Annotated in this window: 12 protein-coding genes; 6 read left to right on the top strand and 6 right to left on the bottom strand. The window is 58.1% G+C overall.

Annotated elements, in window-relative coordinates; genetic code table 11:
* Positions 1-45 precede the first annotated feature (45 nt).
* Positions 46-468 (bottom strand): MAPEG family protein, encoded by a 423-nt coding sequence (locus ACQ4OB_RS09625; RefSeq protein WP_074880789.1) that lies wholly within the window; start codon positions 466-468, stop codon positions 46-48.
* 80 nt (positions 469-548) lie between these two features.
* Complete coding sequence (locus ACQ4OB_RS09620) at positions 549-1,502, bottom strand: diiron oxygenase (protein WP_430955594.1); 954 nt, start codon at positions 1,500-1,502, stop codon at positions 549-551.
* Between the two features lie 200 nt (positions 1,503-1,702).
* On the opposite strand from ACQ4OB_RS09620, the gene ACQ4OB_RS09615 reads away from it, so the two are divergent.
* The 3 genes from ACQ4OB_RS09615 to ACQ4OB_RS09605 all read left to right on the top strand — a co-directional run bounded on the left by ACQ4OB_RS09615 (position 1,703) and on the right by ACQ4OB_RS09605 (position 4,643).
* A complete protein-coding gene (locus tag ACQ4OB_RS09615) occupies positions 1,703-2,659 on the top strand; it encodes an AraC family transcriptional regulator (RefSeq protein WP_074878126.1) in 957 nt (318 codons plus the stop codon).
* A gap of 144 nt (positions 2,660-2,803) precedes the next feature.
* Positions 2,804-3,553 carry a tetratricopeptide repeat protein gene (locus ACQ4OB_RS09610; RefSeq protein ID WP_074878123.1) on the top strand — a complete coding sequence of 250 codons (750 nt, stop codon included), beginning with the start codon at positions 2,804-2,806 and terminating at the stop codon, positions 3,551-3,553.
* Positions 3,554-3,716: 163 nt separating this feature from the next.
* Complete coding sequence (locus tag ACQ4OB_RS09605) at positions 3,717-4,643, top strand: transporter (RefSeq protein WP_430955593.1); 927 nt, start codon at positions 3,717-3,719, stop codon at positions 4,641-4,643.
* Positions 4,644-4,740: 97 nt separating this feature from the next.
* Here ACQ4OB_RS09605 and ACQ4OB_RS09600 read toward each other — a convergent pair whose 3' ends face one another.
* Positions 4,741-5,439, bottom strand: a complete 699-nt coding sequence (locus ACQ4OB_RS09600; protein WP_430955592.1) for an ion channel — start codon at positions 5,437-5,439, stop codon at positions 4,741-4,743.
* 330 nt (positions 5,440-5,769) lie between these two features.
* Between ACQ4OB_RS09600 and ACQ4OB_RS09595 the strand changes: the two genes are divergently transcribed.
* Positions 5,770-6,276 (top strand): GrpB family protein, encoded by a 507-nt coding sequence (locus tag ACQ4OB_RS09595; RefSeq protein WP_430955591.1) that lies wholly within the window; start codon positions 5,770-5,772, stop codon positions 6,274-6,276.
* A gap of 15 nt (positions 6,277-6,291) precedes the next feature.
* Here ACQ4OB_RS09595 and ACQ4OB_RS09590 read toward each other — a convergent pair whose 3' ends face one another.
* The 3 genes from ACQ4OB_RS09590 to ACQ4OB_RS09580 form a co-directional block, all read right to left on the bottom strand.
* A complete protein-coding gene (locus ACQ4OB_RS09590) occupies positions 6,292-7,164 on the bottom strand; it encodes a class I SAM-dependent methyltransferase (RefSeq protein WP_074878116.1) in 873 nt (290 codons plus the stop codon).
* A gap of 174 nt (positions 7,165-7,338) precedes the next feature.
* Entirely contained in the window at positions 7,339-7,542 is a 204-nt protein-coding gene (locus ACQ4OB_RS09585; RefSeq protein WP_430955590.1) for an antibiotic biosynthesis monooxygenase family protein, read from the bottom strand.
* Between the two features lie 102 nt (positions 7,543-7,644).
* The gene (locus tag ACQ4OB_RS09580) at positions 7,645-8,538 is read right to left on the bottom strand and encodes an NAD(P)/FAD-dependent oxidoreductase (protein ID WP_074878114.1); all 894 of its coding nucleotides are present in this window, start codon (positions 8,536-8,538) and stop codon (positions 7,645-7,647) included.
* A 107-nt stretch (positions 8,539-8,645) separates the two neighbouring features.
* Between ACQ4OB_RS09580 and ACQ4OB_RS09575 the strand changes: the two genes are divergently transcribed.
* Positions 8,646-9,293 (top strand): TetR/AcrR family transcriptional regulator, encoded by a 648-nt coding sequence (locus tag ACQ4OB_RS09575; protein WP_430955589.1) that lies wholly within the window; start codon positions 8,646-8,648, stop codon positions 9,291-9,293.
* A 606-nt stretch (positions 9,294-9,899) separates the two neighbouring features.
* Positions 9,900-11,048 carry an L-threonine dehydrogenase gene (gene yiaY / locus ACQ4OB_RS09570; RefSeq protein WP_074878110.1) on the top strand — a complete coding sequence of 383 codons (1,149 nt, stop codon included), beginning with the start codon at positions 9,900-9,902 and terminating at the stop codon, positions 11,046-11,048.
* Positions 11,049-11,201: the final 153 nt, after the last annotated feature.

Raw genomic sequence — 11,201 nt, 5'->3', positions numbered from 1 at the left:
TTCGGTGATCGACGGGTGCGCTGTGCCGATGATCTATTTGAGTATTCAGGCGCCGTAACAAGCGGCTATCACAATGAGTGCGAGAAAACAGACCAACTGCACGCAAAAGAAGGTAAACCGAACCGCCACGAACGTATCGGTTTGCACATGGGAGACGTGAACCAGCGACTGGCACACACGAGCGGTCAGGACGAATATGGACAAGTAGTTCACTGCGGGGCCGTCGATACCAAGGGCTGAAATCACGAACACGATGGCGCCAAAGACAGGCAGATTTTCCACACAGTTCGCGTGTGCCCTTGTCCCACGCCGATACCAATCCTCGCCTTCGAGCTGATCGCTTCGGAAAGAAGCAATCGGAATATTCGAGAACAGGATTCTGACCCAGCGATACACTCCGACGGTTGCCATCAACAACAGTAAAGTCCAGGTCGCAAATCCAAGCAGCATCCACATCGGAATCGTCATGGCTGCCATCCTCAATCAATCATTTTCGGCATGTCATCCCACCGTCGTGCGACCGACGCGCGGTCGGTCGCCCCTGTCGATCAATGGCTCATGATGGGTGCCAGTGCGGTCTGAATCCTGGACATCTGTGCTGGCGTTGTCATGCGCGTAAGCAGCCGGCCAAAGTGTGGATGTTGCACGCCCGAGATAATGTATTGCCAGCGGTAGGCGCTCAGCACGCAGGCGTTGATTTGCGCTGTCTGATCGACACTGAACGATCGTGAAGCATTTCGAATGAAGTAGTCGGCATCGGATGCCGATTGTGCCTGCAGGATTGCGTCGACAGCCGCCACCAGCGCAATCAGATCGTTCACTGCCTGGTCGCGCTTGGCCGGGGAGAGTTTTGCGTGCTCAGCCTCCCACTCCAATTCATCGAGTACGACGTGCCGACTTTCATCCTTCCAATGAAACTTGAAGACATCCTTGAAGAGCGGGCATATCTCCTCGCGCGGGGCGATGCTTTGCACGTAGTGCGTCTGAACAAACAGTTCGATATGACAGGTCAGCGCCAGTACCGACCAGGTACTGGCCGCCAGTACCGCGCGCGCTACATCGTTTGGGTCGGCAACCTGACGATACCCCGCTGGCAATTGCTTACCCATCATCGTCTCAATGCGTCGGAACAGCTCCTGATGCTTGATCTCGTCGTTGGAAAAGCGCACCAGCGCTTCCAGTGCGAGCTGATCGTCAAATACATGGGCCCGACCTTGATCGAGCATTTTGGCACTGATAAAACGCTCGACGAGGCCAAAGATATACGCATAGGTCCGGCCCTGAATCTGACTGAGCAGACGCGCCTCGTCCGCGGCGAGAAAGGTCAGGCAGTCGATCCGCGATAGCCCGTCCGGCAAAAATTTGCGCGAGAAGTCGAAGCTACGGTCCTGTAGCAAATCGCGATCGATTTGCCATTCCGCTTTCTTCGATGATCTGACGATTTGAGCAAAACGGGCGGCGTTGCCTGAATCTGAGCGGGGTAGGGTAGCTGCGGTGTTCATATCGATCTCCGGCTTGCGTGGTCGAGTTGGAGTGGGCCAATTACGGTCAACGCGGGAGTCAATGACCATCGGTGAAGCGTCCGGGGGAGCGCCTCGATCATTGAGTCCACGTTGGTGCTAATCTAGGCCTCGCAGTTCAGGCAGCGAATGACCAGTGCGCCTGATTACATGCTCCGGACTCCGGAAAGGAGGGCTGGCAATTGTTGGATGCTCTATCTGATGTCTTGCGTGTGATTCGGCTGTCTGGTGGGGTCTTTCTCGAGGCGGAGCTCAGTGCGCCCTGGTGCATCAGCGGAAGAATCTCTGCAGACGACTGCAAACCGTTCCTGGCGGCACCTCGACATATCATTGCGTCGCATTTTGTCGCGGCGGGGCACATGCAATTACGTATCGACGATGGCGCCACCCTCGACGTGCGGGCAGGCGAACTCATTCTGCTTCCTCGCAATGACGTTCATACCTTTGGCAGTGATCTAAGCATTGCGCCCATGTCGGCGCGCGAAGTTATCCAGCCGCCGGAAATCGGTGGAATTTCACGAATCAAGTACGGCGGGGGCGGCGAGGCCACACAGTTATTGTGCGGATTCCTCGGCTCTGAAACACCGTTCAGCCCGTTGCTTTCGTCGCTGCCATCCTTATTGAAACTAGACGTCCGCGCGACGGCTTCGGGAGCCTGGATTGAAAGCTCATTCCGTTTCGCTGTCAGTGAGATCGCGACGGGGCGCGTCGGCTCGACAACAGTCATCGCCAAACTATCCGAATTGCTGTTCGTCGAAGCCGTCAGCCAGTATGTCGCCAACCTCCCCACTGAGCGGCGCGGGTGGCTGGCGGGTTTGCGAGATCCGCATATCGGGCGCGCACTGGCGCTGCTCCATGCTCGTCCAACCGAGGGCTGGACGGCAGAAGCCCTGGCGCTTGAGGTGGGCATGTCGCGCTCGGTATTCGCGGAGCGATTCACGGCATTGGTCGGACAGCCACCGATGCAATACCTGACGCTCTGGCGAATGCACGTGGCGGCTCAACACCTGCGCGAAGGGCGCGGGAATGTGGCGCAAATCGGCTTTGCAGTGGGCTACGAATCCGAAGCAGCGTTCAGTCGCGCATTCAAACGCCAGTTCGGCACATCACCCGGCACTTGGCGCAGACAATCCGCATGAGAAGGTCTGGTGCCGATGGCCTGTTGCAGCGGGAACTTCAGGGTACTGGCCAGGTCAACAGGGGCCCTGTATCGGCGATGCCGAGCAGCGCTGGTGGCCTGTTTTACGACAGTGCCGTCCTCGATCAGCCGAGTCCGCCCCCTGATGCCAACCAAGAGTTTTCTGCCGGGTCTCATCCTGGCGTTCTGCGCTGTCGCGTCGCTTTGTTCGGTTGCTGCCGAACGAAGACCGCTCTCGCAAAGTAACAGCGCATCAACCACGCTAATCGAAACCGCCTCGCGGCAATATGAAAATGGCCAGTTGGACCAAGCCGCTGCCACGCTGGAGCGTGCCCTGCATATCCAGCCGAACAATCCCGCGACGCTGCATTACCTTGGTGTGTTGCGTCTTCAGCAGGGGCAGTACCAGCAGGCAGAAACGTTGGCGGCGCGCTCGAACATGCGGGTTGGTCGCAACGTCGAGTTACGCAACCGCAACTTCCAATTGATCCAGGCGGCGCAGCAGGCCAAGGCTTCGAGTACCTCACCCAACGCCAAAGAGGACCAGGTCGCAGTACAGCAGGGGCTCAAAGAGGAGGTCCAAAAGCGTCGCGAAGCAGAAATGGCCGCTGTTGAACAAGCCAACGCTGGCAACTTCGCTAACGCACAGGCAGAGAGGGTATCGGATTCGCCGACGGCTGGCAGGCCTCGGCGCGAAGGAGAAGTGCCCGTGGCTTTCGTCGAGCCACAGCGGCCTGCGTACGATGAGGTTGAGATCCCCAGCGGCCATTGGCCGCCTCCGGGTAAGTGCCGAATCTGGTTTCCTGATCGCCCGCCCGGGCATCAGCCCAAACCCGGAAAATGCAAGAAGCTGCGAGATCGGGTTCCGTCAGGAGCCTACCTGGTGCGCGGTTGAGTTTCTGCGTGTCCTTTTGGCCGGTTAAGTCAAAGGCTCGGAGCGTGCTGTAGATAGCCAAGTGCGACTACGCAGTGCGGGTGGCATCTGTCTATGCCAAACAAATGCAGATGCGCTACAACTCATAGAACTCCGGGGTCCTCACAGAAGCGAGCGAAAGTGGATGAAACACAATCTCTGTGTCATCAGGCTGGTTCGTTTCGCATCCGCTTCGGTCATCATGCTCGCCACCGCCGCAGTGGCAGAAGATCTCGAACCCAGATCCTACGCCAATACACCGGTCGGTATCAATTTCCTGCTCATCGGCTACAGCGATCTCCATGGCAATGTGACGGCCAACCCCTCGATCCCACTCGAAGATGCCAGGCTCAATATCAAGACGGTCGTGTTTGCCTTTGCCAGATCCCTGGACGTCTGGGGCCGCTCGGGGAAGTTCGATATCGTCGTGCCCGAGGCAAAACTGACCGGCTCAGCCCTGCTTGCCGGCGAACCCAGGGAGCGTAATGTCTCTGGGCTGATCGACCCAAGATTTCGCTTCTCGGTCAACTTGTATGGCGCCCCGGCGATGTCCCTGGCCGAGTTCCCCAGCTACCAACAGGATGTGATTATCGGCGCCAGCCTGGCGATCACGGCGCCACTGGGCCAATACGACGACAGCAGGCTGATCAATCTGGGCAATAATCGCTGGTCATTCAAGCCTGAACTCGGGGTTTCCAAACGTGTGGGGCCAGTGACCCTGGAATTATCCGGCGCAGGAACCTTTTTCACCGACAATGACGAGTTACTCGGCGACCACGTGCTTTCCCAGGATCCGATTTACCAAATACAGGGGCATCTTATCTACGCCTTCAACTATGGGGTCTGGGGTTCGCTGGATGCGACCTACTTCGCTGGCGGCAGCAGCTCAGTGGATGGGGTCAGTAACCGTGATTTTCAGGAAAGCACCCGCTACGGCTGCACCCTTTCGCTGCCGTTGAACCGCAACCATTCGATAAAGCTGAATGCGAGCTATGGCGGACATTCCCGCACGGGCAGCGAATACGATGCTGTCGGCATGGTCTGGCAGTATCGTTTCAGTGCAGGACTTTGAAAGACAGGATTTACGCTACGTCCCATTCACGCGTTGGTGGGACATTTGTCCGACCCTGCTTGCTTACCCCCCGGAGGTGGCTCAGGCAAATCGACAGTTACCTGACCTGATTCGACGGATAAAGACCGGCAAGCCGCGCAATCACAACACCAACGTAAAAGACGCCGGAAAATTCTTCGACCATCACAAGTGAGCGGGCGTGGTTGGTCAGCGGGATAACGTCACCGTAGCCGGTGGTGGTGAGCGTCGTGAGGCTGAAATAGATCAGTTTGAAGAAAGTCCCCGGCTGTCCGAAGTCAAGTTGGCCAGGGCCGAATGAGCCTGCGGCGGATGTCTCCACCAGAGCAAAAATGAAGGACCAAACGAAGGCCAGCATGATGTAACCCGCCAGCGCACCATGCAGCTTGTCAGCTGTAATTGGCCCGCGCATGAGGATATAGCGAAGCACTCCGCTAAACGAAACCGCAAGAGACGCCGCATAGGAAATCCCGGCAAGCTTGAGAATCGCGATACTCCCAGCCCCCAAGGCCGCCCATTGAAGGCTAACCCCAAGCAGCGCCAGACACAGCTTGAGGATGAACCCTCGCCGAGTCTGCCTGGTGGCGAAAGCGCCCACGAGCAGCACCGTTGAAAACAGAATGCCGAGCGACAAGCGAGGCATTAAACCCTCCTCAAGGAAGGGAAACAGAAGGATCAATCCTAGTAAGAGCAGCAATAGATAGGTGCATGGCCCTCGTCCTATCACCATCTGAGCTAAATCCGCGTCGGACTCGGCTTTATCTTGCGGATTTGTCATACCGGTTTCCCTGAGGACGAAGTCACCTGACGTTGCACGCCTGAATTCTGATCTTGTTTCAGGATAGTTGGCAGTGAAACTCTAGACGCGAATACTTGTAAGAGGATTCAAACTGACAGGTAGCGATGGATCGACCATCACTCGTTGTGACCGGTCGTTGTGGCTGATTTCATTGAAAATGTCGGAGCGAAATCAGAGCCCGAAATCCTCTGCTCAAAGTAAATATTTCAATCTCAAGTGCCTATTTTCTGCCGTGGGCCCCATGGCCGACTCCAAATTTTTGAACCAAGGTTAATCTTCTCTCATTCGACTCTGACGCAAGGACAGCTGATGGCCCTCACCAGTAAGATCTCGCCCTCTGATCCTCAATGGCCGCAACTTTTTACTATCGAAAAACGACGAATAGCGAAGGGCTTTGGAGCTGAGCTGATCGAAACTCATCATGTCGGTAGTACCGCTGTTCCTGGGCTTTGCGCCAAACCAGAAATCGACATTTTGGTTGTGGTGTCGGAGCACGTAAATGAAGCGGCTCGTGGCGAGTTCATGCATACATTGGGCTATGTACGGGGAACAGATCTTTCGATCGACCATCACTTTTACCGTCGCGATGTCGATGGGGTGAGAACTCATAAAATACACGTGTGCATCGCTGGTCATGGACAGATTGAGCGAATGCTACGCTTCCGAGACCTTTTGAGAGAAAGCGCCAGCATCCGGCAGCAGTATCAGGATTTGAAGCTACGGCTCGAAGCCAACAACCGGGAAGGCATTGCCGAATATCTCGCGCACAAGGCACCCTACATTGATGCTTTGATGGATACGCAACTAGAGGAATAAATACGTCTCCCCCTGTTAATCGCTGCTAGCTGCCGGATTGCGTGCCATGACGATCCACGCCGCGCCGTCGATCATCACCGACCGCTCGCCGGGGAGGCCCGCCAAGGCGGCACGAACCGCGGCCCAGGCGTGGGCGCGGATGTCGTCGGGCTGATCCGCGAGCACAAGCGACAGCGGGCCGCCCTCGAACGCCATCTTCACCGCGTCGTCGATCGCCGCGTCCCGCGTCCCGCCCTCGCCGAACGGGATGGAAGCATCGAAGGGCGTGATAGTGACATCGGTGAAACCGGCTGCTGTCAGGATGCGCATCACCCGCCCCCGGTCGCCGAACGAGAAGGGGCCGGGCGCTTCGGGATCGGGCGGTGCGGTCGGCGGGACGATGCCCTTGATCGCGCCCATCGGCAGGCGCACCCAATCGTTCTCGGCCACGCCGCGCCAGCAGACGAAAGCGACCCTCCCGCCCGGCCGGAGCGCGCGTCGCATATGGGCGAACGCCCCTGTCGGATCGTCGAAGAACATCACTCCGAAACGCGAGAACAGGATGTCGAACGCGCGCTCGGGCAGCTCGGCGCTGCTGGCGTCGGCTACCCGGAACTGGGCCGGCGTATCCTGTGGCGCAAGCGCGCACGCTCGGCCGATCAGCGGTTCGGATATGTCCACGCCCAGCACATGGCCGCCCGCGCCGACGCGGGCGGCCAGAGCCAGACTCGACGCGCCCGCGCCGCAGCCGACGTCCAGCACGTGCTCACCCGTCGCGGGCGCGGCGGCTTCTATCGCGGCCTGGCCGAACACCGCAAACATGGCGTCGAGCCGGGCCTGGTTGGCGACCCAGTACTCTCCGCTTTGGCCATTCCAGTCGGCGACCTGATAGGCATTTTGCTCGGTCATGACATTTCCTCGTTTTGATTCGCTCTTAACTAGGCCGTGCAAAAGCCGGGGACGGCGACCTTCTGGAACAGGTGCGGGCTGCCTACGACGGATGAAGGATAGGCCGAAAGCTCCGCGACGAACTCGGGATGGGTGAGGCCGGCGTGTCGGGCTATCGCCGATCGCTCGATGCAGTTACATGGAAATGAAGCCCGGTTGCTTCGTTATGATCTCGGCAGCCGCCTTGAAAGCGTCCAGAAACCCCGCTTCGTCGGCGTAATCGAGCGTGAAGAGGTTGATGAGCACGACTGGCGTGGCCGCGATGCCGAGTTGGCGCTGAAGCGGGAATTTATCGTCTAGCGGTTTGAATTTATGGTCTAGCGGCTTTAGGTCGGTCATGGTGGCGCTCCCGTCTATTGTGAAATTGAAACTGGCGTGATCGATGCTGCTTCGAAGCAACCTTCAGAAGCCTGCGACAACCGAAGAAGGGAATCTGTGCTCTCAAACCAGCATCGACTGCTGGGCGGAGATACCCGCCGTCGCGCCTTGCCATGATGCCGTGGTGACCGAGGGCATGAGGAGATTGGCGAGGTCGCCGGCGGCGTAGACGCCGGGCATGCTGGTTTCGCGGCGCTCGTCGACCTTGAGGGCGATGCCCAGGGGCGTATCGACCGTGGCGAGGCCCAGCGATTCATGCAGGCTTGCGGACGGCTTGTTGCGCGGATGCGCGAACAGAATGTCGACCGCGACAGGGGGGCCGGCGTCTAGCTTGACGGTGGTGTTATGGCTCTCGTCATGGTCGATTTCGGTGATCCTGCCATCGACGACAGGGATGCCGCGGCGCGCCAGATCGGCCCGGATGTCGGGTGGAATGTCGTGACCATTGGCGAAGACCGTCAATGTGTCGGTCCAGTCGTGGTATAGCCTGACGTAGTTGTGCGACGGCGGGCCGGACCAGACGAGGCCCCAATGCCGGCCGGCAACTTCAAAGCCGTCGCAATAGGGGCAGGGAACGATGGAGGTGCCCCAGCCTTCGGCAAAGCCGGGAACTTCAGGCATCTGGTCGGCGACGCCATAGCTCAGGATCAGGCGGCGCGCCTTGAGGCTTTCGCCATCGCCAGTGAGGACGGAGAAATCGTCGATGGCGCCGGAGATACTCTCGGCCCGCGCAGTGACGAGCCTGACCGTGGGATAGCGCGCCAACTGCTGCCGCGCCTCGGCCAGGATCTCCAGCGGTGGCTTGTGGTCGTGGCCGAGCAGGCCATGCGAGTGGTCGGCGAAGCGATTGCGCGGCAGGCCGGTATCGAGAACGGTGACCTTTCGGCGGGCACGCCCGAGCTGCAGGGCTGCAGCAAGACCGGCAAAGCTGCCGCCGATGATGATGACGTCATTCATGGTGATGGGCTCCGTATTGGGGATGAAGGGAGATTGGCTTGCACGTTTAAGATACTTTGAAGTACCCTAATTCAGGAATTAGAATACTGTCAAGTACTGGAATTTTTATGACCGAAAACAACCAGGGCCGGCGCGGCCGGCCCGCCAACGAGGCGCTTGGCCAAACGATAGTCGACGCCGCGTGCGAACTTTTTGTGGAGTTGGGTTTTCAAGCGACGACCATGGACAAGGTCGCCCAGCGGGCGAAGATATCCAAGCTAAGCATCTATCGGCACTTCGAGAACAAGGAGGCGCTGTTCAGCGCGGCTATCGCGGCCCACTGCCAGCAGTTTGCACCACAGGCCCTTATTGAAGGCGTCGACGGTTCGGCGGCAGATCAGCTCATGGCGGTGGGAATATTCCTGCTTCGCACGTTGTTGAGCCCGGACGTGCGCAGTGTCGAAGCCATGATCATGGTCGACAAGACGAATCAAAAGTCGTTAGGCAAGCTCCATTACGAAGCCGGCCCCGCCTATGTCATCGCCCAAATCGAGGCCCTGTTGCGTCAGTTGCACGCGAAGGCGGTTCTGAACGTGCCCGATCCTCTCCAGTCCGCCCGCTTGTTTGCCGCGCTTTTCAAAGGGGCCGATCTCCTGATGATCGCCCGCTTCGATGAGGCGAAAGCAGAGGACGACAATGAAGTCGAATCCTATTGCCGGTCGGCCGTCGCCATGTTCATCGCCGCGCACGGTGGCAACGACCACGCGGGCGAATAAGCATTTGATTGCTCGGGTAGCTTGGCCGGGGCCGTCGTCCAGGCGACTCGTCATATTGGACTGGCGCGCGCCAATATGGCGACAGTATCGAAACGCTGCTTTGGTGGATCACCTTCAGCATTTCACGAACTAGCAACTCCGTGACTGTGGTTCACCTTTATGCCGCCTGAATCGCCCCAGTCTAGTAGATGATTTGAACGCCTCATTTTGGTCGATAGCTGGTCATTTCAAATGTCAGTATTTGGCCGATTTCTGACTGTAGATTGATCCATATGCGTGCGACCCAATCACCTACCCAGTCTCGTAAAGCCAAGAGCCGGACTTGTAGGGACGCATGACCTCCCGGTACTAAAGGAGGTACCAATGAACGCTAAAGGACCATTCCTGTCTGGCGTCATAGGTTTAGGCTCGATTCCAAGAGCAAAAGTTACTGGCTGCGATGGCCCATCCACCTCTGCGTTTTAAAAGCTGTTCGCCTGAACACTTGATGCAGCACGTCTCCCGGTGAACTCGTTGATGACGATATTCAGACCCGCCTCACAGCCTGCGATTTGAGTACAAGACCTCACCTGATTTCCGGGTTTCCAGAATAAAAGAGGAATTACCATGAGCAGCACCTTCTTCATTCCATCCGTGAACATGATGGGCATTGGCAGTCTCGACGAAGCGATGCTCGCCATCCGTAAATATGGTTTTCGCAAAGCCTTGATCGTCACTGATGCAGGCCTGGCCAAAGCCGGCGTGGCCGCCAAGGTAGCCAGCCTTCTGGCGCAGCAGGACATCGATTCCACTTTGTTTGATGGCGCCAAGCCGAATCCGACGGTCAGCAATGTCGAGAAAGGTCTTGAGCTGCTGGGTCGCAGCGACTGTGATTTCATTATTTCCCTGGGCGGCGGTTCTCCCCATGACTGCGCCAAGGGCATTGCCCTGTGCGCCACCAACGGCGGGCACATCAGTGATTACGAAGGCGTGGATCAATCCGCCAAGCCACAGATGCCGTTGATCGCGATCAATACCACCGCCGGCACGGCGAGTGAAATGACCCGTTTCTGCATCATTACCGACGAAGTCCGGCACGTGAAAATGGCCATCGTCGACCGTAACGTCACGCCACTGTTGTCGGTCAACGATCCTTCGCTGATGGCAGGCATGCCTAAAGGCCTGACCGCCGCCACCGGCATGGACGCGCTGACCCACGCTATCGAAGCCTACGTGTCGACTGCGGCAACGCCGATCACCGATGCCTGTGCGCTCAAGGCCGTGGAGTTGATCTCAGCCAACCTGCGCACTGCCGTTGCCCAGGGTGACGACATGACTGCCCGGGAAAATATGGCCTACGCGCAATTTCTCGCTGGCATGGCCTTCAACAATGCTTCGTTGGGTTATGTCCACGCCATGGCGCACCAATTGGGTGGTTTCTACGACCTGCCTCACGGCGTCTGTAATGCGATCCTGCTGCCCCATGTCGCCAGCTTCAACGCCAGCGTATGTCCGGCCCGGTTTAAAGACATCGCCCATGCAATGGGGGTCGACACCCAGCAGCTGAATGCGGAAAAAGGCGCCGCCGCGGCCATCACCGCCATCCGTAAACTGTCTTTGGATGTCGGTATTCCGAGCGGCCTCGCCGAACTGGGCGCCAAAGCCGACGACATCCCGATCCTGGCCACCAATGCCATGAAGGATGCCTGCGGCTTCACTAATCCGCGTCCTGCCAACCAGGACGAGATCGAGCAGATTTTCCTTACCGCGATGTAACCGATGTGAAGTGACGCCAGCCAGATCAAAAGCCCCGCCTTCGGTTGAAGTGCGGGGCTTTTTTGGGGTTCTTCGCAGGTGTTCGAGTCTGTATCTCATAAACGCGTGGCATCTGTGTCTATCGGAAGCAGGACTGGGTGAGTACGGTCCGCA

The organism is Pseudomonas sp. ES4 (genome assembly GCF_050586665.1).
GTDB classification, from domain to species: Bacteria; Pseudomonadota; Gammaproteobacteria; order Pseudomonadales; family Pseudomonadaceae; genus Aquipseudomonas; species Aquipseudomonas frederiksbergensis.
The sequence above is the reverse complement of the archived record's forward strand: the minus strand, read 5'-3'. Positions and strand labels throughout refer to the sequence as shown.